This is a genomic window from Micromonospora sp. Utrum1 (assembly GCF_057197805.1).
In genome coordinates, this window is sequence record NZ_CM170071.1 from 4,557,294 (window position 1) to 4,577,624 (window position 20,331).

Annotated in this window: 24 protein-coding genes, 6 tRNA genes and 1 pseudogene; 15 read left to right on the forward strand and 16 right to left on the reverse strand. The window is 74.8% G+C overall.

Going from position 1 to position 20,331, the window contains the following annotated elements; translation table 11 throughout:
* Positions 1-110: 110 nt before the first annotated feature.
* The 4 genes from AC0OLQ_RS21350 (at position 111) to AC0OLQ_RS21365 (ending at position 3,098) form a co-directional block, all read left to right on the forward strand.
* The gene (locus tag AC0OLQ_RS21350) at positions 111-785 is read left to right on the forward strand and encodes a glycosyltransferase family 2 protein (RefSeq protein WP_484527705.1); all 675 of its coding nucleotides are present in this window, start codon (positions 111-113) and stop codon (positions 783-785) included.
* Entirely contained in the window at positions 782-1,468 is a 687-nt protein-coding gene (locus AC0OLQ_RS21355; protein ID WP_484527706.1) for a TIGR04282 family arsenosugar biosynthesis glycosyltransferase, read from the forward strand. The genes AC0OLQ_RS21350 and AC0OLQ_RS21355 overlap by 4 nt, the downstream gene beginning before the upstream one ends.
* Positions 1,465-2,094 carry a methyltransferase domain-containing protein gene (locus AC0OLQ_RS21360; RefSeq protein ID WP_484527707.1) on the forward strand — a complete coding sequence of 210 codons (630 nt, stop codon included), beginning with the start codon at positions 1,465-1,467 and terminating at the stop codon, positions 2,092-2,094. Before AC0OLQ_RS21355 ends, AC0OLQ_RS21360 begins: the two co-directional genes overlap by 4 nt.
* A gap of 104 nt (positions 2,095-2,198) precedes the next feature.
* Entirely contained in the window at positions 2,199-3,098 is a 900-nt protein-coding gene (locus AC0OLQ_RS21365; protein WP_484527708.1) for a GNAT family N-acetyltransferase, read from the forward strand.
* A 47-nt stretch (positions 3,099-3,145) separates the two neighbouring features.
* On the opposite strand, the gene sigJ is transcribed toward AC0OLQ_RS21365, so the two are convergent.
* The gene (gene sigJ, locus AC0OLQ_RS21370) at positions 3,146-4,024 is read right to left on the reverse strand and encodes an RNA polymerase sigma factor SigJ (RefSeq protein ID WP_484527709.1); all 879 of its coding nucleotides are present in this window, start codon (positions 4,022-4,024) and stop codon (positions 3,146-3,148) included.
* Positions 4,025-4,179: 155 nt separating this feature from the next.
* Here sigJ and AC0OLQ_RS21375 point away from each other — a divergent pair, with 155 nt between their 5' ends.
* Positions 4,180-4,980 carry an SDR family oxidoreductase gene (locus AC0OLQ_RS21375; protein WP_484527710.1) on the forward strand — a complete coding sequence of 267 codons (801 nt, stop codon included), beginning with the start codon at positions 4,180-4,182 and terminating at the stop codon, positions 4,978-4,980.
* Here the strand turns inward: AC0OLQ_RS21375 and AC0OLQ_RS21380 are convergent.
* Positions 4,977-5,615: a M23 family metallopeptidase gene (locus AC0OLQ_RS21380; protein WP_484527711.1), complete on the reverse strand. Its 639-nt coding sequence runs from the start codon at positions 5,613-5,615 to the stop codon at positions 4,977-4,979. The two genes, AC0OLQ_RS21375 and AC0OLQ_RS21380, sit on opposite strands and share 4 nt — an antisense overlap.
* Positions 5,616-5,777: 162 nt before the next feature.
* Here AC0OLQ_RS21380 and AC0OLQ_RS21385 point away from each other — a divergent pair, with 162 nt between their 5' ends.
* On the forward strand, positions 5,778-6,086 hold the full coding sequence (locus tag AC0OLQ_RS21385) for a hypothetical protein (protein WP_484527712.1): 309 nt from the start codon (positions 5,778-5,780) through the stop codon (positions 6,084-6,086).
* Between the two features lie 3 nt (positions 6,087-6,089).
* Here AC0OLQ_RS21385 and AC0OLQ_RS21390 read toward each other — a convergent pair whose 3' ends face one another.
* From AC0OLQ_RS21390 to AC0OLQ_RS21410, 5 genes are all read right to left on the reverse strand, one after another.
* Entirely contained in the window at positions 6,090-6,992 is a 903-nt protein-coding gene (locus tag AC0OLQ_RS21390) for an inositol monophosphatase family protein (RefSeq protein WP_484527713.1), read from the reverse strand.
* Between the two features lie 15 nt (positions 6,993-7,007).
* Positions 7,008-7,661 carry a sulfurtransferase TusA family protein gene (locus AC0OLQ_RS21395; RefSeq protein ID WP_484527714.1) on the reverse strand — a complete coding sequence of 218 codons (654 nt, stop codon included), beginning with the start codon at positions 7,659-7,661 and terminating at the stop codon, positions 7,008-7,010.
* Positions 7,658-8,659 carry a hypothetical protein gene (locus tag AC0OLQ_RS21400; RefSeq protein ID WP_484527715.1) on the reverse strand — a complete coding sequence of 334 codons (1,002 nt, stop codon included), beginning with the start codon at positions 8,657-8,659 and terminating at the stop codon, positions 7,658-7,660. The genes AC0OLQ_RS21395 and AC0OLQ_RS21400 overlap by 4 nt, the downstream gene beginning before the upstream one ends.
* A 55-nt stretch (positions 8,660-8,714) precedes the next feature.
* Positions 8,715-9,506 (reverse strand): class I SAM-dependent methyltransferase, encoded by a 792-nt coding sequence (locus AC0OLQ_RS21405; protein ID WP_484527716.1) that lies wholly within the window; start codon positions 9,504-9,506, stop codon positions 8,715-8,717.
* Between the two features lie 145 nt (positions 9,507-9,651).
* Entirely contained in the window at positions 9,652-10,611 is a 960-nt protein-coding gene (locus AC0OLQ_RS21410) for a TolB family protein (RefSeq protein ID WP_484527717.1), read from the reverse strand.
* A 137-nt stretch (positions 10,612-10,748) separates the two neighbouring features.
* Here AC0OLQ_RS21410 and AC0OLQ_RS21415 point away from each other — a divergent pair, with 137 nt between their 5' ends.
* On the forward strand, positions 10,749-11,342 hold the full coding sequence (locus AC0OLQ_RS21415; protein ID WP_357340390.1) for an HD domain-containing protein: 594 nt from the start codon (positions 10,749-10,751) through the stop codon (positions 11,340-11,342).
* Positions 11,343-11,351: 9 nt separating this feature from the next.
* Here AC0OLQ_RS21415 and AC0OLQ_RS21420 read toward each other — a convergent pair whose 3' ends face one another.
* Both AC0OLQ_RS21420 and AC0OLQ_RS21425 read right to left on the reverse strand, forming a co-directional pair.
* Positions 11,352-12,155, reverse strand: a complete 804-nt coding sequence (locus AC0OLQ_RS21420; RefSeq protein ID WP_484527718.1) for an ArsR/SmtB family transcription factor — start codon at positions 12,153-12,155, stop codon at positions 11,352-11,354.
* Between the two features lie 24 nt (positions 12,156-12,179).
* Positions 12,180-12,347 (reverse strand): hypothetical protein, encoded by a 168-nt coding sequence (locus AC0OLQ_RS21425; RefSeq protein ID WP_484527719.1) that lies wholly within the window; start codon positions 12,345-12,347, stop codon positions 12,180-12,182.
* Between the two features lie 74 nt (positions 12,348-12,421).
* Between AC0OLQ_RS21425 and AC0OLQ_RS21430 the strand changes: the two are divergent.
* From AC0OLQ_RS21430 to AC0OLQ_RS21450, 5 genes and pseudogenes are all read left to right on the forward strand, one after another.
* A pseudogene (locus AC0OLQ_RS21430) lies at positions 12,422-13,681 on the forward strand (MFS transporter); the annotation flags it as partial.
* A gap of 115 nt (positions 13,682-13,796) precedes the next feature.
* A complete protein-coding gene (locus AC0OLQ_RS21435) occupies positions 13,797-14,351 on the forward strand; it encodes an AMIN-like domain-containing (lipo)protein (protein ID WP_484527720.1) in 555 nt (184 codons plus the stop codon).
* A 92-nt stretch (positions 14,352-14,443) separates the two neighbouring features.
* On the forward strand, positions 14,444-15,124 hold the full coding sequence (locus tag AC0OLQ_RS21440) for a response regulator (RefSeq protein WP_357340405.1): 681 nt from the start codon (positions 14,444-14,446) through the stop codon (positions 15,122-15,124).
* Positions 15,125-15,131: 7 nt separating this feature from the next.
* The gene (locus tag AC0OLQ_RS21445; RefSeq protein ID WP_484527721.1) at positions 15,132-16,523 is read left to right on the forward strand and encodes an ATP-binding protein; all 1,392 of its coding nucleotides are present in this window, start codon (positions 15,132-15,134) and stop codon (positions 16,521-16,523) included.
* Positions 16,511-17,401, forward strand: a complete 891-nt coding sequence (locus AC0OLQ_RS21450) for a Gmad2 immunoglobulin-like domain-containing protein (protein ID WP_484527722.1) — start codon at positions 16,511-16,513, stop codon at positions 17,399-17,401. The genes AC0OLQ_RS21445 and AC0OLQ_RS21450 overlap by 13 nt, the downstream gene beginning before the upstream one ends.
* A gap of 35 nt (positions 17,402-17,436) precedes the next feature.
* On the opposite strand, the gene AC0OLQ_RS21455 is transcribed toward AC0OLQ_RS21450, so the two are convergent.
* A tRNA-Arg gene (locus AC0OLQ_RS21455) sits at positions 17,437-17,509 on the reverse strand.
* 57 nt (positions 17,510-17,566) lie between these two features.
* On the opposite strand from AC0OLQ_RS21455, the gene AC0OLQ_RS21460 reads away from it, so the two are divergent.
* The 3 genes from AC0OLQ_RS21460 to AC0OLQ_RS21470 are packed head-to-tail and all read left to right on the forward strand — an operon-like array spanning position 17,567 to position 18,428.
* Positions 17,567-18,046 carry a DUF2975 domain-containing protein gene (locus tag AC0OLQ_RS21460; RefSeq protein ID WP_357340411.1) on the forward strand — a complete coding sequence of 160 codons (480 nt, stop codon included), beginning with the start codon at positions 17,567-17,569 and terminating at the stop codon, positions 18,044-18,046.
* Complete coding sequence (locus AC0OLQ_RS21465) at positions 18,046-18,267, forward strand: helix-turn-helix domain-containing protein (RefSeq protein ID WP_148425500.1); 222 nt, start codon at positions 18,046-18,048, stop codon at positions 18,265-18,267. The genes AC0OLQ_RS21460 and AC0OLQ_RS21465 overlap by 1 nt, the downstream gene beginning before the upstream one ends.
* Complete coding sequence (locus AC0OLQ_RS21470) at positions 18,264-18,428, forward strand: hypothetical protein (RefSeq protein ID WP_357340413.1); 165 nt, start codon at positions 18,264-18,266, stop codon at positions 18,426-18,428. The genes AC0OLQ_RS21465 and AC0OLQ_RS21470 overlap by 4 nt, the downstream gene beginning before the upstream one ends.
* A gap of 6 nt (positions 18,429-18,434) precedes the next feature.
* On the opposite strand, the gene AC0OLQ_RS21475 is transcribed toward AC0OLQ_RS21470, so the two are convergent.
* From AC0OLQ_RS21475 to AC0OLQ_RS21500, 6 genes are all read right to left on the reverse strand, one after another.
* Positions 18,435-18,507, reverse strand: a tRNA-Gln gene (locus AC0OLQ_RS21475).
* Positions 18,508-18,530: 23 nt separating this feature from the next.
* Positions 18,531-18,603: transfer RNA gene (locus AC0OLQ_RS21480), tRNA-Arg, on the reverse strand.
* 39 nt (positions 18,604-18,642) lie between these two features.
* Positions 18,643-19,842, reverse strand: a complete 1,200-nt coding sequence (locus tag AC0OLQ_RS21485; RefSeq protein WP_484527723.1) for an RtcB family protein — start codon at positions 19,840-19,842, stop codon at positions 18,643-18,645.
* A gap of 31 nt (positions 19,843-19,873) precedes the next feature.
* Positions 19,874-19,947, reverse strand: a tRNA-Gly gene (locus AC0OLQ_RS21490).
* A gap of 28 nt (positions 19,948-19,975) precedes the next feature.
* A tRNA-Glu gene (locus AC0OLQ_RS21495) sits at positions 19,976-20,048 on the reverse strand.
* A 31-nt stretch (positions 20,049-20,079) separates the two neighbouring features.
* A tRNA-Pro gene (locus AC0OLQ_RS21500) sits at positions 20,080-20,152 on the reverse strand.
* Positions 20,153-20,331 lie beyond the last annotated feature (179 nt).

The window sequence follows — 20,331 nt, forward strand, 5'->3', positions numbered from 1 at the left end:
TGGGCGGATCCGCCGGCACGTCACCGGATGGTAAGAAATGCCTGCTCGGTAAGGGTTCCGTAAGCACGATCCGGGCCTGGCGGGGCGCGGACCGGCCTAGCGTCGGCGGCATGCCGACACAGATCGACGTGGTGCTGCCGTGCCTGGACGAGGCCGCCGCCCTGCCCGGCGTGCTGACCGCGCTGCCGCCCGGTTACCGGGCGATCGTGGTGGACAACGGCTCCCGGGACGGCTCGCCGGAGGTGGCCGCCCGGCACGGCGCGCGGGTGGTGCGGGAGCCCCGCCGGGGCTACGGGGCGGCCGTGCACACCGGCCTGGAACACGCCGAGACCGAGCTGGTCTGCGTGCTCGACGCCGACGGCTCCTTCGACCCGGGCGAGCTGCCCGCGCTGGTCGCCCCGGTGGCGGCCGGCGCCGCCGACCTGGCGGTGGGCCGGCGCCGGCCGGTGTCCGCCGGGGTCTGGCCGTGGCACGCCCGGGCCGGCACGGCGCTGGTCGCCGCGCTGCTGCGGCAGCGCGGGGTCCCGCTGCGCGACCTCAGCCCGATCCGGGTGGCCCGGCGGGACGCCCTGCTCGCCCTGGGCGTCACCGACCGCGCCTTCGGCTACCCCCTCGAACTGATGATCCGGGCCGCCGCAGCCGGCTGGCGGATCCACGAGCGGGACGTCCGCTACGCCCCGCGCGCCGCCGGGACGCGGTCCAAGGTCTCCGGCTCGGTCCGCGGCACGGTCCGCGCCACCCGGGACTTCCTGGCCGTGCTGCGCAGCGTGGACGGCCCCCGGTGACCGTCCTGCTGGTGGTGGCCAAGGCGCCCGTGGCCGGGGCGGTCAAGACCCGGCTCTGCCCGCCGGCCGAGCCCGCGCAGGCGGCCCGGATCGCCGCGGCCGCGCTGCGCGACACCCTCGACGCCGTCGCCGCCACCCCGGGCGTCGTCCCGGTGCTGGCGCTGGCCGGCCGGTTCGCCGACGCCGAGGACGGGACGGACCTCGCCGCCGCGGTCGCCGGCTGGCCGGTGCTGCCACAGCGCGGCGACGACCTCGCCGACCGGCTCGCGTACGCACACGCCGATGTGGCCGCCGCCTACCCGGGGCGGCCGGTGCTCCAGATCGGCATGGACACGCCGCAGCTCACCGCGGCGCGGCTGGCCGCCGCCGTACGCCGGCTCGACGGGACGGCGACCGACGCGGTGCTCGGCCCGGCCGCGGACGGCGGCTGGTGGGCGCTGGGCCTGCGCGACCCCCGGCAGGCGGCGGCGCTACGCGGGGTGCCGATGTCCACCCCTGACACCGGGCGGCGCACCCGGGCCGCGCTGGCCGGGCGCGGCCTGCGGATCGGGACGCTGCCGGTGCTGCGCGACGTGGACGACTGGACCGACGCGCTCGCGGTGACCGCCCTGGCTCCCACGGGCCGGTTCGCCCGGGAGGTCGCCGCCGTGCGGCGGGCCCGGCCGGTCGGGGGCCGGCGGTGACCGCCGACGGTTTCGCCACCGCGCTGCGGCACCGGGACAGCGACGCGCACTGGCTGGTGCAGGGCGACGGGACGCGCCGCCGGCTGCCGGTGGAGCGGTGGCACGGGCCGGCCGAGCCGGCGACGGCCGCGGTGGTGGCCCGCTGCGCCGGCCCGACGCTGGACCTGGGCTGCGGTCCGGGCCGCCTCACCCTGGCGCTGGCCCGGGCCGGGCTGACCACCGTGGGGGTCGACGTCTCGGCCCGGGCGGTGGCCCTGACCCGGGCGCGGGGCGCCGTCGCGGTCCAGGCCGACCTCTTCGATCCGCTTCCCGCCGAGGGCCGGTGGCGGCACGTGGTGCTGCTGGACGGCAACATCGGCATCGGCGGCGACCCCGGGCGGCTGCTGCGCCGGTGCCGGGAGCTGCTCCGCCCGGACGGCACGGTTCTGGTCGAGCTGGACCCGCCCGGCAGCGGCACCTGGCAGGGCCGGGCCCGCGTGGTGTCCGGACGGCACCGGGGGCCGAGCTTCGGCTGGGCCCGGCTGGACACCCGGGCGGTGCACGAGCCGGCCGCGGCGGCCGGCCTGGTCGTCCGCGAGCTCCACTCGGCCGGCCGGCGCTGGTTCGCCGAGCTGGTCGCCGGGTAGCGCGGCCGTCGCCCGCCCACCAGGACCCGGGCCCCGCCGGGCCTCGGCGTCGGCCCCGGAAAATCCGGTACGGGTGCGGCCCGGCGGCGGGCTACCGTGCGCGGATGAGCGGCGTCCCGAGCCTGCAGTTCCACACCGATCCGGGCGAGTTCCTCGCCGCGGCCGGTGACCATCTGGCGGCGAACCCGGTGGTCGGCACGGTCGTGGCCACCGTCGCGCACCGGCTGCTGGCCCGGCGGGCCGACGGGGTCGCACTCCCCGAGCACGACTGGTGGCTGGTGGTCCGGGACGGGTCCGGCGCCGTCGTCGGCGCCGGGATGCGGACGGCGCCCTTCGCGCCGCGCCCGCCGTTCCTGCTGCCGATGCCCGACGAGGCGGCCGTGGCGCTGGCCCGGGTGTGGCACGAGCGCGGGGAGGAGGTGCGTGCGGTCAACGGCGCGCTGCCCGCCGTGCAACGGTGTGCCGACGAGGTGACCCGGCTCGGCGGCGGCCGGGTCGAGGTCGCCCAGCACACCCGGCTGCACGAACTCGGTGAGCTGGTCCGGCCGGCGCGGGTGCCCGGCAAGTTGGCCGTCGCGACCGAGGACGACGTCGACCTGGCCGCCGAGTGGTTCGACGCGTTCATGGCCGACGCCGACGAGCAGGCGGGCCGCCCGCGCGGGGTCAGCGCGCACGAGACCCCCGACCGCGCCGAGCTGCTGCGCCGGATCCGGGACGGGCGGTTGTGGTTCTGGACCGACGAGGCGGGCCGGCGGGTGCACCTCACCGCCGCCAACCCGCCGTCGTTCGGCGTCGCGCGCGTCGGCCCGGTCTACACACCGCCGGAGCAGCGCGGGCGGGGCTGGGCCGGCAACGCGGTCGCGGAGGTCTCCCGGCTCCTGCGGGCCGAGGGGGCCCGGGTCTGCCTCTTCACCGACCAGGCCAACCCGACCTCGAACCGGATCTACGCCAACCTCGGCTACCGGCCGGTGGTCGACATGGCCAACCTGGTCATCCTCCCCTGACGCCGATCCGGGCCGACCCACCCGCGGGCCGGCCCTCGGCACCGGACTCAGTCGGCGAGGCCGAGCGCGGCCAGCCGCTCCGGGTCGGCGATCACGTCGATGGCGACGATCCGCCCGTCGGTGACCGTGAACGCCATCACCGACAGCGGCCGGCCCCCCGCGCTGACCAGCACGCCGGCGGCGCCGTTGACCAGCACCGGCCGGGCGAACGGGGAGAACCGGCCGAACGTGGTGGCCTGCGCGGCCACCACCCGCGCGCCGGTGAGCACGGTGGAGTGCCGGGCCCGGGCGGTCCCGCCGTCGGAACGGAGCACCACGTCCGGGTGCAGCACGGCGACCAGCCCGTCGAAGTCGCCCTCCCGGGCGGCGGCCAGGAACGCGGTGACCACCTCCCGCTGGCGGGCCAGGTCCGGGTCGGGTGCGGGCGCCTGGCCACGGACCCGGCGGCGGGCCCGGCTGGCGAGCTGCCGGGCGGCGGCCGGCGACCGGTCGACCAGCGCGCCGATCTCCTCGAAGGGCACACCGAACATGTCGTGCAGCACGAAGGCGAGCCGCTCGGTCGGGGTCAGGGTGTCCAGGACCACCAGCAGCGCCAGCCCGACCGAGTCGGCCAGCACCGCGGCCTGCGCGGGATCGGCGTCCACCTCGGCGACGTCGACGACCGGGTCGGGCAGGCGTACGTCGAGGGGATCCTCGCGGCGGGTGGCGCGGGCCCGCAGGGTATTCAGGCAGACCCGGGCGACCACCGTGGTCAGCCAGGCGGCCAGGTTGTCCACCGCGGCGGCATCGGTCCGGGCGAGCCGCAGCCAGGTCTCCTGCACGGCGTCCTCGGCCTCGCTCAGCGAGCCCAGCATCCGGTACGCCACCGCCCGCAGCTGCGGCCGCTGCTGCTCGAACCGCTCGGCCAGCCAGGTGTCCTCGCCCATGTCCCAGTCCTTCCTCGCGGGGTTCCCGGTTGACCGACCCGCGCCGGCCCGCCCGTGTGACAAGGGGTGACGCCGGTCACTCCGGTCACACTTCCCCGCCGCCACGGGTCGAGCCGGTGAAGCCCGAAACCTAGCGGATCTCAACGGAGGACGACATGAACGCACCGATCCTGGTCACCGGCGGCACCGGCACCCTCGGCCGCCTCGTCGTGCCGCTGCTGCGCGAGACGGGTCACCCGGTGCGGGTGCTCAGCCGTCACGGCGGCCGGCCCGGCGACGGCCTCACGCACGTCACCGCCGACCTGCGCACCGGCGCCGGCGTCGACCCGGCGGTACGCGGGGTCGACACCGTGCTGCACCTGGCCGGCGGGCCCAAGGGCGACGACGTGGCGACCCGCCACCTGGTCGACGCCGCCCGGCGCGCGGACGTGCGGCACCTCGTGTACATCTCGGTGGTCGGGGCGGACCGGGTGCCGCTGGCCTGGCTGCGGTCCAAGCTGGACGCCGAGCGGGCCGTCGCCGGGTCAGGCGTGCCGTGGACCACGGTGCGCGTCGCCCAGTTCCACGACCTGGTGCTGACCATGATGGAGAAGATGGCGAAACTGCCGGTGGTCCCGGTGCCCGGCGGGATGCGGCTCCAGCCGGTCGACGCCCACGAGGTGGCGGCCCGGATGGTCGAGCTGACGCTGGGCGCGCCGGCCGGCCTGGTGCCCGAGATGGCCGGCCCACGGGTGTACGGCCTGAACGAACTGGTCACCGGCTATCTGGCCGCGGTCGGCCGGCGGCGGCTGCGGCTGCCGGTCCGGCTGCCCGGCAAAGCCGGCCGGGCGTACCGGAACGGGGACAACCTGGCCCGCCCCGGCGCCACCCTCGGCGTACGGACCTGGGAGGCGTTCCTGGCCGAGCGGCTGCCGCACCCGGCGTACCCTGCCGGCCAGCCTTCGGCCCGTGGCTAGGGCCGCCCGGCCGGGCAGTTGTTGCTGGTGAGCGTGACGCCGTACTCGGTGTCGTCGTGGGTGATGCCCGAGGCTGAACCGTCGAACCAGGTCTCGACCTTCTCCCAGCCCCGGTGCTGCTCGTAGTGCAGGTGCGGGGCGCCGGAGTCACCGGTGCTGCCCACCCGCCCGAGCTGCTCGCCGCGGGCGACCCGCTGGCCGGCCCGGACCAGCGGCGGTTCGAGCAGGTGCAGGTACTCGGTCTGCCACTTGCCGCCGTGGTCGATCTTCACCCAGTACCCTCCGCCGCGTCCGCGCGGACCCTTCGGGTTCTCCGGGGTACGCCCACCGAGCGACCCGTTGATCCCCGCCACGGTGACCGTGCCGGCGTAGGAGGCGAGCACCGGCCGCCCCCACGCGTCGCCCGCGGTGGGGAACAGGTCGATGTCGTAGTCATCGTGGCCGGGGTAGGTGCCCAGCCGCCAACGCTCGCCGCAGGGCACGGGGAGCTGGAACAGCGGGCGCGGACCCGGCGGCCACAGCAGGGGTACGACGATGGCGGCGACGGCGAGCACGGCCGCGACCGCGCCGACTGCGAGGGCGATGCGAACGGCACGGCGGCCGGTGCGGCGTCTGGGTGGCTGGCCGGTCGTCATCCCGCCGAGCATGGCAGGCACCGGCAAGGTCGCGGCGGCGTCAGCTACGCTGAGCACGGCACCCCGGTTCCCCACGCCGAGAATCACCGCTGGACCGGCTTCCAGGCCGAAGCGTCAGGAATGGGTTGGCTCGTCGGACATCCGGGTGGGATGGTGCGGCGCATGGAGAACGGTGAGCCGGTCGTGATGCAGGTGTACTGCCGGGTCGAGGTCGTCGTGGACGATCCGGACGCGGTGGCGGCCCTCGCGGTGCGACGGCTCCGGGACGCGAACATCGACTGGTCGAGCGAGCCGGACACCGTCGACGAGGCTGCCGCCGAACTCCGCGCGGATCTGCCGCAGGCGCTGGCGAGCCTGGTCGACGCGGACCGACTGCTGGATGGCGTGCCGGGGGTGCAGGTGCGGCGCGGGCGCTGGTGGGCCGAACAGGGTGAACCTTCCCGCCGGTTCCAGCCCGGGTTCGAGGACTGACCCTCACCAGCCCACGGTGGAGAGGCTGATCGGGGTGAGCTGGCGGACCTGCGGCTCGATCCACTGCGCCGCGGTGACCAGCTTCACCAGCCGGTCGATGGTCTCCGGCGGGCCGGCCACGAAGCTGCGCCGGTCCGCCGGGCAGCCGTACCGGTCGTCGAAGCAGCCGCCGTCGAGGGCCCGGACCACCATGCCGGCCTCGACGGCGAGCAGCATCCCGGCCGGCAGATCGACCGCCTCGGGGCGGTAGCCGACGATGCCGTCGATGTCGCCGCGGGCCAGCATCACCCAGGACAACAGCGGCGCCCACAGTTGCAGCACCCGCCGGGCGGTGGTGTCGAGCACGACCTTCAGCGCGCGGGCGGTGCTGTCGTCACGGCGTACCTCATGTCCCTGGGTCCAGGCCAGCACCGGCGCGGTCGGCACCGGGCGGTGGGGCGCCTGCAGCGGGCGGGCGGCCGGCCCGGACTCGTGCACGAAGGCGCCCCGGCCGCGCACGGCGGACCAGGTGCGCCCGGCGACCGGGTCGTGCACCACGCCCACCACCGGCGAGCCGCGGTCACACAGCGCGATCCCGACCACGTACGCGGGCAGCCCGATCGCCACGTTGTTGGTGCCGTCGAGCGGATCGACCAGCCAGGCCCAGGAGTTGTCGGCGGCGTACTCGCCGCCCTCCTCGGCGATCACCCCGTGCTCCGGCCAACGGGCCCGGATCCGGTCGACGATCAGCCGTTCGGCGGCCAGGTCCAGGTCGGTGACCAGGTCACCGGAGTCGTTCTTGGCCCGGGCGTGCAGCTCCCCCCGGGTCCCCCGGCGCAGCAGCCGCCCGGCCGCCTGGGCCGCCTCCACCGCGAACCGGTGCGCGTCGCGCAGGTCGGGCCCGTCTCTGCTCGACTCCACGTCCATGGCTCCTCCAGCCAGTCAGCCCCGTGCCACCAGTCGCGCTATCTCCCGCGCCATCCGTGCCGTCTCCGCCGCGTCGCAGCGGTCCCGGCGTATCCGGTGGCTGCGCCCGTCCACCGCGCCGAGGCTCAGGTCGCACACGCCGGGCGTGGTCCGGCCGAGCGCCACGGTCACCGCCGGCTCGCCCGCGCCGACTTCCGAGGTGTGGAAGCCGCCGGCGCGCAGCGCGTAGGAGTCGCCGGCGGAATGCGTCTCCACGGTGGCCGTCACCGCGGTGACCAGCCGGTCGGTGGCCGCCATCTCGTCGACGTCGCCGCGGCTGTGCACCTCGTAGATCCGCCAGGACGGGTCGGCGGAGGCGTCGGTCACCTCGATCAGCTCGTTGCGAACCGCGCCGTGCAGCACGTGGCTGAGCAGGTCCCAGCTGTGTGAGTGCATGGTCGAGGTGGTCGGCCGCACCGGCGGCGGGTCGGCCGGCCACGCGTGCACGCAGATTCCGTCCGGGCCGGTGCGCTCCACCGGCAGGCAGGTGAAGCCGAGCGGGTGCCGGACGGCCCGCAGTGGCCGCCGCCCCTCCGCGACGTCGTCGAGGACGTCGAGCACCCAGCCGCGTAGCAGCTCCGGCCGGGCGCCCCGGTCGATCTCCCGTTCGAGGTCGGCGTAGCTCATCATGCGTACGGGTTCCTCGCCTGGATGGCCCGGCTCACGATGTCGGCGACCTCGCGGTCGCCGAAGGAGCGGGGTAGCGGCAGCCCGAGGGTGGTGAACAGCCGGCGGACCTGCTCCACCGAGGGCTCGTCGTCGAGCTTCACCGGCGCGGCGGCCTCGACGGGCACCCGCCGGCTCTGCTCGCGGCTGTACTGCAACTCGATGTTGAACCGGTTGTAGTAGAGCTCCTTGCGGTCGATCCGCAGCGCCGGGGTCTGCGGGTTCTCCTGTGTGATGATCACGCACGTCGAGGAGAGGTCGTAGCGGAAGGTGGTCATCTGCGCGGTGAGCCGGACCTCGACGGTCAGCAGCCCGGAGCGTTGCAGGTGCCAGCAGGCGGCCAGCACCGTCGCGTACGACTCCTTGCGGGTGCGGTCGACGGTCCACCGCTCCCCCGGCGCGTCCGGGTCGAGGCTGCGCCGGAACCGCGCGTACCGCTCGCAGACGTCCTCGTCGGTCGGGTCGATGATCTCGATGGCGAAGCTCAGGGTGGCGTTGCGCCGGCGGGCGTGCTCCAGGCACTCCGGCAGGGTGACCGCCCGGGTGAAGGTGCCGGTGCCGCCCTTGAAGGTCCACCGGTCGGTGTGCCGGCGGGCCTCGGCCAGGGCCTGCCCGACCTCGCTGCCGTGCAGCACCCGCACCATCGAGACGCTGTCGATCGCCTCGCGGGCCCGGTTCAGCGCCCCCTCCGGGCCGGTGATCTCGTGCATCTGCGGGACCAGTTCGGTGAGCCGGTCGCGGGTGTCCCGCATCACCTCCCGCACCTCCTGCTGGGCGGTCTCCCGGCGGAGCCGGTCGCGCAGCACGGCCTGTGCGAGCACCGCCAGGACCAGCAGGATGGCGCTGTTGACCACGTCCTGGCTGACCGTGTTGGTCAGGCCGAGGACGGCCACGGTGACGGCCAGCAGCAGGCCGATGAACGCGTCGAGATTGTTGACGACCCAGGTGAACAGGCGCGCCATGACATCCCCCGGTCGACGACGGAAGCTTCATGATAGCCCTATGTCAATATCACCATCACGCCCTGTTCGGGTGCCCGGCATCCCTCGGTGACGGTGTCTCCGCGGTCCGCCTGGCGGCGCAGATCAGCGAGCCGCCGAGCCCCGGCGCGACCCGGGCCAGCAGCCGGGAGGCGACCCAGCGTCCACCCGGGAGCCGCCAACCGACCTCATTGGAGCGGATCGCCAGCGACGCGAACCCGGCCCGGCACAGAACCCGCCGCAGCAGCGACGCGGTGAACGGCCGGATGTGCAGCCACAGGTAGGGGTGCAGGGGGTCCACCTGGCGGGGCGCCCGCCCGGCGAGGAAGGCCAGCCGGTCCTGCGCGGGCGCCAGGTTGGGGGTGGTCAGCACCAGCAGGCCGCCTGGGGCGAGGACCCGGTGGCATTCGCGCAGCAGCGCCAGCGGGTCGTAGACGTGCTCGATCAGCTCTCCGGTGAGCAGGCCGGCGAAGCTGCCGGCGCGGAACGGCAGGCCACGGGTGGCGTCCAGGCAGACCGGCAGGGCGTCGCCGCCGACGGCCCGCCGGGCCGCGCCCAGCGCGGCCTCGGCCATGTCGGCCACCACGAGCGGGCCGGGCAGCGCCGCCGGGTCGAGCATGCTGCGCGGGCCACAGCCGAGCTCCAGCACCGGCCGTCCCGCCGGCACGCCGTCGACCATCAGCCGGGCCGCGACCGCGCGGCGGATCCGGTGGTACGGGTCGTCGACGTACCCGTTGACCTGCGCGCCGTCGTGGTAGCTGCGCCGGTTGGCGCGGCGGCCGTGCGCCTGCGCGCTGCGCGACGAGGACCCGGTCGGCGGCTCGGCCATCGCACCCTCCACTGCGGTCGTCGCCCCCGTCGGCGGCGCCCGCGTCCAGCCTCGCACCGCCACCGTCCGGTAGCGCGGCAATCCACCCCGGTACGCCGACGCGGCGGCCGGGATGCCGGCCGCCGCGTCGCGGGTCGTGGTCGAGTCAGATGGCGCGGGCCCAGTCCACCCGCATGCTGTCGTCGTACTCGTCCCCCGGGATCCACCACTGGTCGCCGAAGCCGCTGGTCGAGACGATGATGTTGCCGCCGTCCGGATACTCGTTGGTCGGCGGCACCGACAGCGCCCCGCAGTAGCGGCCGTCCGGAGAGAACACCGGCGACAGGTACATCCGCGGCTCGTCGGTGAGCTTCTTGAGGCCGGTGCCGTCGATCCGCACCGACGCCAGCGAGTCCTCACCGAGCGGCAGGTCGACGTCCCGGTACCAGCGGTTGGTGCAGAACACCACCCGCTCCGAGTTGGGCATGAAGACCGGCCAGCCGAACCGCTCGCCCTCCTCGGGCGCGTAGACCCGCCGCACCCGCCCGGTGGCGAGCTCCAGCATGCGCAGCTGGTGGCCCTCCGACCGGCTGATCCACTGCATGACGATCATGGAGCCGTCCCGGGACCAGTTGGGCCGGTACATCGTGTGCCCCTGGACGAGCACCCGCCGGCTGCCCGTGGCCACGTTCACCGCGACCAGCGTCTCGCGGTCGACGACCAGGGCGACCTCCGTGCCGTCCGGGGACCAGGTCGGCCACTCGTACGAGATGCCGAACGGGTCGCTGATCACCTTCCGGACCTCGCCGGTCACCCGGTCGAACAGCGACAGGTTCGACCCGGTCTCGCCCTCGTAGGTCAGGTTGTTCACGGCCACGTACCGGCCGTCGGGCGAGGTGGTGGCGTCGTAGGCGTGGGTCAGCAGCACCTGCGGCGTGGTGTGGCCCCGGTTGATCTGCAGAAGCCCCGCGCTGCCGGTGACGAGCCACGGCCCGTTGACCACCTCGGTGGACTCCGCCGCGGCGGCGGGCGCCGTGGCGGTCAGCCCACCGGCCAGCCCGGTCGCCGTGGCCGCCCCGGCCAGCACGGCGGCACGCAGCAGGGCCCGGCGATTCAACTCGGTCATGGAACACCCCCGTGATAGACGTCGATCCACCCTCCTGAACGGACGATCACGATGGCATCGGACGAGCGGCCGTTCCACGGTCGGCCACTCGGTCACCCCGTACGGTGATCGCCCCGGCGGCCGGTACCCTCGCCCCGGTGACCTCCGACGCGCTGCGCCGCGCCCTCACCGATCCGGGCGATCCGCCACTGCCGCCCCTGCCGGGCGTGGCCGCCGAACTGCTCACCGCCCTGCAGGCGCCGCCCCGGCTCGCCGCGCACCTGCGGCTGGTGCACGACGTCGCACGGCAGCTCACCGCCGCGTTCGCCGCGCGCTTCCCCCTGGTGCCGTTCGACCGGCAGGCGGTGCTGTTCGGGGCGGCGATCCACGACCTCGGCAAGGTCGAGCACCCGGAGGAGTTGTCCGGACCCGGCTCGGCGCACGAGGAGGCGGGCTACCAGCTGCTGCTGCGCTTCGGCGTCCCCGAGGAGCGGGCCCGCTTCGCCGTCACCCACGCCGCCTGGCACGCACCGGGCGTGCAGCTCGAGGACCTGCTCGTGAGCCTCGCCGACAAGGTGTGGAAGGGCAAGCGCGTCACCGACCTGGAGGAGCTGGTGGTCGACCGGCTGGCCGACATCACCGGCCAGCCGCGCTGGCAGGCCTTCCTCGACCTCGACGACGTGCTCGCCGGGCTGGCCGCCGACGCGGACCGCCGGCTCGCCTTCCAGGCCGAGCATCCGGTGCACGGCTGACGCCCGGCCTCAGCCGCCGACCGGCTCGGGCGGGCCGGCACCGGCCAGCAGCGACTCCGCCGAGCCGGTCCGGGCGTACAGCAGGAACCGCCCGGCCCGGTGGGTGCCGACCAGGCCGGCGTCGCGCAGCGCCGTCAGGTGGTGGGAGACCGTGCCGGCGCTGAGGCCGCAGCGCCGGGCCAGCTCCGTGGTGGCGGCGGGCACGGCGAGTTCGTGCAACAGCGTGGCCCGGGTACGCCCCAGCACCCGGGCGAGTGCCGCGCTGGCCGGGGCGGCGCTGCGCTCCCAGAGGGTCCCGACCGCGCGGGCCGGATAGCGCAGGAGGGGCTGCGAGGCCCGCTCCGACAGGTTGGACCAGACCCGCCCGCCGCCGAAGACCGACGGAACCAGCAGCAGGCCCCGTCCGCCCAGGTCGAAGGTCCCCGCGCGGGTCAGGTGGTCGATGTGCAACGTCCCATCGTCCCAGGAGACGTACGGGTCGATCCGGTTGAGCAGGCCGCGCCCGCCGTCGGTCGCCATCCGCCCGGCGCCGACGAGCACCTCGCGTTCCAGCAGGGTCCGCATCCGGGGCCAGTACGGGGCGATCGCCACCTCGACGTAGTCGGCGATCACCTGTGCGAGGCGGGCCAGCCCGGCCGGTGGGTCGGCGTACAGGGCGGCGAGCCGGGGCGGACGCGGCCCGGGCAGCTCGTCCAGGCCGGCCCGGACCACCTCCGGTGGGGTGGCGGCGAGCGCGGCCAGTTCCCAGTCGATGGTGGGCAGGGCGGACGGCGGGGGCGGGCAGACGAAGCTCGGAATCACCACGGTCGGCATCGGCACGAGGTCGGCGAGGAGCCGTCAGTCCACGGTGGACAGACGGGGCCGCACCTGCCGGTGCCAGAGCTGGTGGGCGGGGAACCAGTCGGGGCTCCGGAGCACCCGGACGCTGGCGATCGCCTCCCACAGCGGCGAGATCGCGAACCGGATCCCGGCCAGGTCCCGTACCCCCAGCGCGACGCTCAGCACCCGCACCTCCCGACGGATTCGACCTGGCTCAAACTTATCGACCGCGGCGGTGGCCGCCGACCAGGGTCCCTGTCATGACCACCACCGTTCCCCCATCGATCCGCTGGCCCCGCCCGTTCCGCTACGTGTACACGGCGAACCTGGCCGACAGCCTGGGCTTCCAGGTGGGCTACCTGGCCGTGCCGGTGCTGGCCGTGTCCGTGCTCGCCGCCACCCCCGGGCAGGTCGGCCTGCTCGCGGTGCTCGGCACCGCCGCCTTCCTGCTGGTCGGGCTGCCCGCCGGGGTCTGGGTGGACCGGTCGCCCCGCCGCACCGTGATGGTCGCCGCCGACCTGGCCCGCGCCGCCCTGTACGCCTCGATCCCGCTGGCCTGGTGGGCGGACGCGCTGACCCTCGGCCAGCTCTACGCGGTCGTGCTGCTCACCGGCGTCGGCACGGTCTTCGGTGACGTGGCCGCGCAGAGCTTCCTGCCGGAGTTGGTCGGCCGGGACCGCCTGGTGGCGGCGAACTCGCTGCTCATGACCACCAACGCCACCATCCAGATCGGCGGCCGGGGATTTGGCGGCGTGCTCGTGCAGTGGCTCGGCGCCCCACTCGCCCTGGCCCTGAACGCGGTCACCCACCTGCTCTCCGCGCTCGCCCTCACCCGGGTACGCCCCATCGCCACCGACGGGACCGGACAGGACCGGCCGGCGGGCGGCTTCGGCCGACAGCTCGCTGAGGGCGTCCGGCACGTGCTGGGCAACCGGCTGCTGCGCCCGCTGGCCGTCTCGCTGGCCGGCATCAACCTCACCGTGAACCTGATGACCACCATGCTGCCGGTGGTCTTCCTGCGCGAACTCGGCCTCGGCGCCGGCGCGCTCGGGCTCTTCCTCGGCGCCGGCGGGGTGGGAGCGCTGCTCGGTGCGGTGACCGCCCGTCCGCTGGCCGCCCGGATCGGGCACGGCCGGGCACTCTGGCTGCCCGGGCTGCTGGTGGCCCCGGCCGGCGCGCTGGTCGCTCTGGTCGACACCGGCGCGTGGCTGTGGCTGGCCGGCCTCGGCTGGCTGGCGCTGGCCTGGCGGACCGGGATCGGCAACGTGATCGGCGTCAGCCTGCGGCAACGGGTCACCCCGGACGCGCTGTTGGGCCGGATGAACGCCACCTTCCGGTTCCTGCTCACCGGCGCGATCGCGGTCGGCGCCGGGCTGGCCGGCCTGCTCGGCCAGTACGCCGGCGCCCGTACCTCGCTCTGGGTCGGCGCGATCGGCGCCGCGTTCACGTGGCTGCCACTGTACCGGTCCCCCGTGCGCACGCTGCCCGACCCGGACCGGCTGCCGCCCACCGCCGGGTGGCGCCCCCCGCTGTTACCCGGCGGTTACCCGGCTGCGAAGCCGCTGTGGCACGGCGCGCCGACCGTCGGGGCAGGGACGCCGGACGGGGTCCCGGCACATTGGCAGGGAGGGCACCATGAGACTGAGGAGAACACTGCTGGCGCTGGTCGTCGTGCTCGGCGGGCTGATCGCCGGCACCGGCGGCGCGACCGCGGCGTCGCCGTACTGCGGGATCACCTGGGGCAGCACGGCCAAGTCGGCCGGCACGCTCACCAGCGATCCGCTGATCGAGGTCCGCACCGGGCGGCACGACTGCTGGGACCGGGTGGTCTTCGAGTTCGCCGGGCCGGCGAACGGCTACTCCGTCGCCTATGGCGAGACGTACACCGAGGGGCAGGGGCTCGCGCTCAGCCCGTACACCGCCGGGGACGCGCTGCTGTCGGTGTCGCTGCGGGCGCCCGCGTACGACGACGCGCACGTCGCCACCCTGCCGTACCGCGCCGGTGAGCACGCCGCGACCGTGCTGGGCTACCGGACGCTGCGGGACGTCGTCTTCGGCGGCAGCTTCGAGGGCTACACGACCTTCGCGGTGGGCGTCCGCGCCCGACTGCCGTACCGGGTCTTCGTGCTCAGCGGCCCCGGCACGCACAGCCGCATCGTGATCGACGTGGCCCACCAGTGGCAGGCGTGACCTTTCCCGAGGTGAGAGGGGCCGACCGGCCCCTCATCACCGCCCGTTGCGCCCACGCCCCGCAGCGGCGCGCCGGACTACCCTGAGTGGTCATGGAGGGCCGTGTGCTGGTCGTCGAGGACGACGCCTCCATCCGGGAGGTGACGGCCCTCGGCCTGCGCCGGGCCGGGTTCCGGGTGGCCACCGCCGTCGACGGTCCGGCCGCCCTCACCGCGTGGCGGGCCGGCCCGGTCGACCTCATCGTGCTCGACGTGATGCTTCCCCGTCTGGACGGATTCGAGGTGTGCCGGGAGATCCGGCGCACCAGTCAGGTGCCGATCCTCATGCTGACCGCCCGTACCGACACCATCGACGTGGTGGTCGGCCTGGAGTGCGGGGCCGACGACTACCTGCGCAAGCCGTTCGACCTGCCCGAGCTGGTGGCCCGGGTACGGGCCGTGCTGCGCCGGACCGTCGCCCCGGCCCCCGAGACCACCGTGGCTGCCGGGCCGCTGGAGATCGATCCGGCCCGCTTCGTGGCCCGCAAGGACGGCCGGGAGCTGACCCTCACCGCCACCGAGTTCCGGCTGCTGCTGGAGCTGGCCCGGCGCCCCGGCCAGGTGTTCACCCGGGAGCTGCTGCTCGACCGGGTCTGGGGGCACAGCTACCTCGGCGACTCCCGGCTGGTCGACGTCGCCGTGCAGCGCCTGCGGGCCAAGGTGGAGGACGACCCGGGCGCGCCGACCCTGATCCGGACGGTCCGCGGGGCCGGCTACAAGCTCGCGACGGGGTGAGCGCGCCATGGTGGCCGGCAGAGTCGTACCCGGGCGGTTGCGGCGCCGGCTCGTCGTCGCGTTCGTCCTGGTCGCCGGAGTGTCCGCCGGCGCGCTGGCCGGCGGGTCCTACCTCATGCTGCGGCAGGCCCGGTTCGACGGCTCGCTGCAACGCGCGGCGGCCGACGCCCGCTACCAACTGGTGGTCGCCGCCCAGTTCCTGCCGCTGACCGACGCCCGCCGCGCCGACCTGCTGACCAGCTTCGAAGAGTCCGGCCGGCACGTGCTGCTGGTCGCCGGCGACAGCCAGGCGTCCAACCCCCGGTACGCGCCCAGCCCCGGCCCCGACCTGCGCGCCACGATCGCCGCCGGGCAGCTCGGCTTCCAGCGCACCCCCGGCCGGCCACACCTGCTGGTCGTCGGCGGCCGGATCCCCGGCTCCACCGCCGAGCTGTACGTGGTGACCGTCGAGGACGACCTCGTCACCGCCCTCGACCAGCTCCGCACCGCCTCGGTGGTCGGCTGGGCGGCGGTGGTGCTGCTCGCCGCCGCGGTCGGCAACGCCCTCGCCCGCCGCACCCTGGAACCCGTCGGCCGGGCCAGCCGGGCCGCCCGGGCCGTCGCCGAGGGGCTGCTGCACACCCGGCTGCCGGTGCGCGGCAGGGACGAGTTCAGCGCCTGGGCCACCTCGTTCAACGAGATGGCCCAGGCGCTGGAAACCAAGATCGAAGCGCTCTCCCAGGCGCAGGCCCGGGAACGGCGGTTCACCGCCGACGTGGCGCACGAGCTGCGTACCCCGGTCACCGCCCTGGTGGCGGCGGCCTCGCTCCTCGCCGACCAGCTCGACGCCCTGCCCGCCGACGCCCGCCGGGCCGCCGAACTGCTCGTCGCCGACGTGGTCCGGCTGCGCCGGCTCGTCGAGGAGCTGATGGAGATCTCCCGGCTGGACGCCGGGCGGGAGGTGCTCGCCACCCGCCCGGTGGACGTCGGCGCGCTGCTGCGCGGGATCGTCGCCGCCCATCAGGGCGGCGGCCGGGCCACCGTGGACGGCGACGCGCCGCCGGTGCTGACCGACCCGCGCCGGCTCGAACGGATCCTCACCAACCTGGTGGCCAACGGGGTCGAACACGGCGGCGGCGACCTGCGCGCGGAGATCCGGCACACCGGCGCCCAGCTCATGGTCGAGGTCGCCGACCGTGGCCCCGGCATCCCCGCCGCCCACCTGACGCACATCTTCGACCGGTTCTACAAGGTCGACCCGGCCCGCACCGGCCCCGGCAGCGGACTCGGCCTGGCCATCGCCCGGGAGAACGCCCGGCTGCTCGGCGGCCGGCTCGACGTGGCCAGCGAGGTCGGCCGGGGCACCCGCTTCCGCCTCACCCTTCCCCTCGACGCCGGGGGCACCTCATGCGACGCCTGATTCCGCCGCTCACCGCGCTGCTGCTGCTCACCGCCGCCTGCGCCCCGCCGCGCACCGGCACCCTCGGGCCCGCCCCGGCCGGCCCGTCGCCCACCACCGCCGCCGGCCCGACCGGCACGCCCGCGCCGACCCCGCCCGCGCCACGCACCCCGACCACTGCGGCCACGACCGGCAGGCCGACCACCGCAGCGCCGACCGAGCCGGACGGGCCGCTGACCGTGCAGCTCTGGTTCGCCCGGGACGGGAAACTCGTGCCCACCCGGCGTGCGCTGCCGGCCACCGTGGCCACGTCCCGCCTGGCGCTCACCGAACTGGCCGCCGGCCCGTCCCCGGCCGAGACCGCCACCGGCCTGACCACCCTGGTCCCGGCCGGCACGCGGGTGACCCGCATCGCCGGCGGGGTGGCGACACTGTCGCCCCCGGCCGGCTTCGACGCCGGCGGGGCGGCCACCGCCCGGCTGCGCCGGGCCCAGGTGGTCTGGACGCTCACCCAGTTCCCCACCGTGCGGCGGGTCGCCTTCGCCCCGGCCGACAGCGCGACCGGGCGGGACGACTACGCCGACCTGCTGCCCCCGATCGTGGTTACCGCCCCGGCGATCGGCGACCCGGTGGGCAGCCCGGTCACCGTGACCGGGACCGCCGACGTGTACGAGGCGACGGTGAGCGTCCGGGTGCTGGACGCCGCGGGCCAGGAGATCGGCACCGCGTTCACCACCGCCTCCTGCGGCTCCGGCTGTCGCGGCGGCTACCGGCTGGACGTCCGCTACCGGCGCGCGACGGCCGGACCGGGGACGATCGAGGTGTACGAGGTGTCGGCGCGCGACGGCTCCCGGATCAACGTGATCCGCATCCCGGTCCAGATGGCCGCCGCCCGCTGACGCGACCCACAGCGGACGGCGGTCGGAGCGGTGCGTGCCCCCGGCTGGACTCGAACCAGCGGCCTTCGGATTCGGAATCCGACGCGCTCTCCACTGCGCCACGGGGGCCTGGGCAATCACCCGGAACCTATTGACATTCGATAGGTAGCGAGTGATAGTCGATGCATGTTCACAGCTCAACGGGCGGTGGCTCCGCTCAAAGCCTTCCTCGTGCTGCTGTTCGGGATCCTGGTCCTGTTCCAGGTCATGTCACTGCCCGGGCAGTTCGCGCACATGGCCAGGGAGAACCCGGACATGGCCTACCTGAGATGGCCGGCGACCGCGGTGACGGTGTTCTGGGTGCTCTGCGTGCAGGTGGTGATCGTGTGCACCTGGAAGCTGCTCACCCTGGTCAAGAACGACCGCATCTTCAGCGAGGCGTCGCTGGGGTGGGTCGACGCGATCGTGTGGGCCATCGCCGCCGCCTGGGTGGTGCTCGTGGGCGTCTTCCTCTACGTCGGCTTCAACGCGGACGACCCGGGCCTGCCGATCCTGCTGTTCCTGCTGGTGACCGGGGTGACCGTGCTGGGGCTGCTGATGGTGGTGATGCGGGAGCTGCTGCGGCAGGCCACCACGCTCCGGACCGACATGGAAGCGGTGATCTGATGCCCATCGTGGTCCGCATCGACGTCGAGCTGGCCAAACGCAAGATGAGCGTCGGCGAGTTCGCCGAGCGGGTCGGGCTCACCCCGGCGAACGTCGCGGTGCTGAAGAACGGCCGGGCCAAGGCGGTCCGCTTCAGCACCCTGGAGGCCATGTGCCGGGTGCTCGACTGCCAGCCCGGCGACCTGCTCGAGTGGGTCGAGGAAGAGGGAGAAAACCGATGAAGTACGTACTCGGCCTGGTCGCGGTCCTCGCCGTCGCGCTCGGCATCGCCGGCCTGGTGTACGGGGAGGCCGACGACTCGCCCGGCCTCCAACTCCTGGCCGGCCTGCTCGTCATCGGCGCGCTCGCGATCGGCGTGCGGATCGTCCGACGCAGCCGGTAGGTATCGCTGCGAGCTGAGGATTCGAACCTCAATTCTCCGATCCAGAATCGGATGTGCTGCCTGGTTGCACCAGCTCGCATGGGATCCGCGTACCGCGGACCGTGCCCCGACCAGGATTCGAACCTGGGCTCTCCGGTTTCGTAGACCGGCGCGCTCTCCGCTGCGCCACCGGGGCGGACGACCGGCGCCCCTCCCCCCAGGGGCGCCGGTCGGTTCAACCCTTCACGCAGACGACCTGCTTGAGGTGGGCGACCACCTCGACCAGGTCCTCCTGCTGGGCCATCACCTGGGTGATGTCCTTGTACGCGCCGGGGATCTCGTCGACCACCCCGGCGTCCTTGCGGCACTCGACGCCGGCGGTCTGCTCGGCCAGGTCGGCGGTGCTGTACGTCCGCTTCGCCTGCCCCCGCGACATCCGCCGCCCGGCCCCGTGCGACGCCGAGCAGTACGCGTCGAGGTTGCCCTTGCCGCGCACGATGTACGACCCGGTGCCCATCGAGCCCGGGATGATGCCCAGGTCGCCCCGGCCGGCCCGGATCGCGCCCTTGCGGGTCACCAGCACCTCGACCCCGTCGTAGCTTTCCTCCGCCACGTAGTTGTGGTGGCAGGAGATCGGCTCGTCGTAGGTCACCTGCGGGAACTCGTCCCGGACCACCCCGCAGAGCAGCGCGAGCATGACGGCCCGGTTGCGGCGCGCGTACTCCTGGGCCCAGAAGAGGTCCCGGCGGTAGGCGTCCATCTCCGGGGTGCCGGCGAGGAACACCGCGAGGTCCCGGTCGGGCAGGTCGACGTTGTGCGGCAGCCCGCGGGCCACCGCCATGTGCCGCTCGGCCAGTTCCTTGCCGATGTTGCGGGAGCCGGAGTGCAGCATCAGCCAGACCCGGCCGTCGTCCGGGCCACCCTGCTCCAGGCAGACCTCGATGAAGTGGTTCCCGCCGCCGAGGGTGCCCAGCTGGCGCTGGGCCCGCGTCTCCAGCTGCGCCACCTTCCGGTCGAGGGTGGCGAAGCCCCGCCAGAACGCGTCCCAGCCACCCTGCTCCAGACCGCGGATCCGGCGCGTGTCGACCGCGTCGGTGCGCATGGCGAAGCCGACCGGGATGGCCGCCTCGATCGCCGTCCGCAGCGGGGCGAGGTCGTCGGGCAGGTCGGCCGCGGTGAGCGAGGTGCGGACCGCGGACATCCCGCAGCCGATGTCGACGCCGACCGCGGCGGGCGAGACGGCCTGCAGCATGGCGATGACCGAGCCGACGGTGGCACCCTTGCCGAAGTGCACGTCCGGCATCACGGCGACGCCCTGCACCCAGGGCAGCGCGCCGATGTTGCGCAGCTGCCGGGCCGCCTGCGCCTCGATCGTGTACGGGTCGGTCCAGACCCGGACCGGCGCCCGGGTACCGGCCAGCGGGGTGAAACCCATCGTCGTCTCCTCGGTTCAGGGGTGCTGTTCGAGCGGCTGGCCGGATTCGAACCGGCGATCTTCACCATGGCGAGGTGACGCGCTGCCTGACTGCGCTACAACCGCGTGGTGGTCCCGGGGTCGGGACCGGGCGTAGGCCGTACGGGACTCGAACCCGTAGCCTCCCGGGTGAGAACCGGGTGAGCTGCCAATTGCTCCAACGGCCCGTGCGGCGCGGCGGGTGCCGTCCGCGTGGTGTCCGGGACCGCGGAATCGAACCGCGTGTCTCTCGCGCCCAAGGCGAGCGGGTCAGCCAGCTCCCTCGTCCCGGTTGCCGGCCGGCGCTGGCGCGCCGGCCGGGCATCGTGCTCATGCCGTCCACTGTTGAGTTGAGAAGAAGCGACGTCGCCGGCCGGAGGTCGGGACGAGGATGTGCTGCGAGGTACGAGAACCCGGAGTGGGTGACGAAAAAGCCGCCCGGTCCCCGGTCACGGGGAGGGCGGCTGCGCG

What these genes read in the sequence shown, in the direction of transcription:
- AC0OLQ_RS21465 (WP_148425500.1), top strand. Translation starts at nt 18,046, where the DNA reads ATGCCCATCGTGGTCCGCATCGACGTCGAGCTGGCCAAACGCAAGATG.
- AC0OLQ_RS21420 (WP_484527718.1), bottom strand. Translation starts at nt 12,155, where the DNA reads ATGCCGACCGTGGTGATTCCGAGCTTCGTCTGCCCGCCCCCGCCGTCC.
- AC0OLQ_RS21460 (WP_357340411.1), top strand. Translation starts at nt 17,567, where the DNA reads ATGTTCACAGCTCAACGGGCGGTGGCTCCGCTCAAAGCCTTCCTCGTG.
- AC0OLQ_RS21470 (WP_357340413.1), top strand. Translation starts at nt 18,264, where the DNA reads ATGAAGTACGTACTCGGCCTGGTCGCGGTCCTCGCCGTCGCGCTCGGC.
- sigJ (WP_484527709.1), bottom strand. Translation starts at nt 4,024, where the DNA reads ATGGGCGAGGACACCTGGCTGGCCGAGCGGTTCGAGCAGCAGCGGCCG.
- AC0OLQ_RS21390 (WP_484527713.1), bottom strand. Translation starts at nt 6,992, where the DNA reads ATGGACGTGGAGTCGAGCAGAGACGGGCCCGACCTGCGCGACGCGCAC.
- AC0OLQ_RS21365 (WP_484527708.1), top strand. Translation starts at nt 2,199, where the DNA reads ATGAGCGGCGTCCCGAGCCTGCAGTTCCACACCGATCCGGGCGAGTTC.
- AC0OLQ_RS21485 (WP_484527723.1), bottom strand. Translation starts at nt 19,842, where the DNA reads ATGGGTTTCACCCCGCTGGCCGGTACCCGGGCGCCGGTCCGGGTCTGG.
- AC0OLQ_RS21395 (WP_484527714.1), bottom strand. Translation starts at nt 7,661, where the DNA reads ATGATGAGCTACGCCGACCTCGAACGGGAGATCGACCGGGGCGCCCGG.
- AC0OLQ_RS21400 (WP_484527715.1), bottom strand. Translation starts at nt 8,659, where the DNA reads ATGGCGCGCCTGTTCACCTGGGTCGTCAACAATCTCGACGCGTTCATC.
- AC0OLQ_RS21440 (WP_357340405.1), top strand. Translation starts at nt 14,444, where the DNA reads ATGGAGGGCCGTGTGCTGGTCGTCGAGGACGACGCCTCCATCCGGGAG.
- AC0OLQ_RS21410 (WP_484527717.1), bottom strand. Translation starts at nt 10,611, where the DNA reads ATGACCGAGTTGAATCGCCGGGCCCTGCTGCGTGCCGCCGTGCTGGCC.
- AC0OLQ_RS21350 (WP_484527705.1), top strand. Translation starts at nt 111, where the DNA reads ATGCCGACACAGATCGACGTGGTGCTGCCGTGCCTGGACGAGGCCGCC.
- AC0OLQ_RS21450 (WP_484527722.1), top strand. Translation starts at nt 16,511, where the DNA reads ATGCGACGCCTGATTCCGCCGCTCACCGCGCTGCTGCTGCTCACCGCC.
- AC0OLQ_RS21375 (WP_484527710.1), top strand. Translation starts at nt 4,180, where the DNA reads ATGAACGCACCGATCCTGGTCACCGGCGGCACCGGCACCCTCGGCCGC.
- AC0OLQ_RS21435 (WP_484527720.1), top strand. Translation starts at nt 13,797, where the DNA reads ATGAGACTGAGGAGAACACTGCTGGCGCTGGTCGTCGTGCTCGGCGGG.
- AC0OLQ_RS21445 (WP_484527721.1), top strand. Translation starts at nt 15,132, where the DNA reads ATGGTGGCCGGCAGAGTCGTACCCGGGCGGTTGCGGCGCCGGCTCGTC.
- AC0OLQ_RS21380 (WP_484527711.1), bottom strand. Translation starts at nt 5,615, where the DNA reads ATGACGACCGGCCAGCCACCCAGACGCCGCACCGGCCGCCGTGCCGTT.
- AC0OLQ_RS21385 (WP_484527712.1), top strand. Translation starts at nt 5,778, where the DNA reads ATGGAGAACGGTGAGCCGGTCGTGATGCAGGTGTACTGCCGGGTCGAG.
- AC0OLQ_RS21405 (WP_484527716.1), bottom strand. Translation starts at nt 9,506, where the DNA reads ATGGCCGAGCCGCCGACCGGGTCCTCGTCGCGCAGCGCGCAGGCGCAC.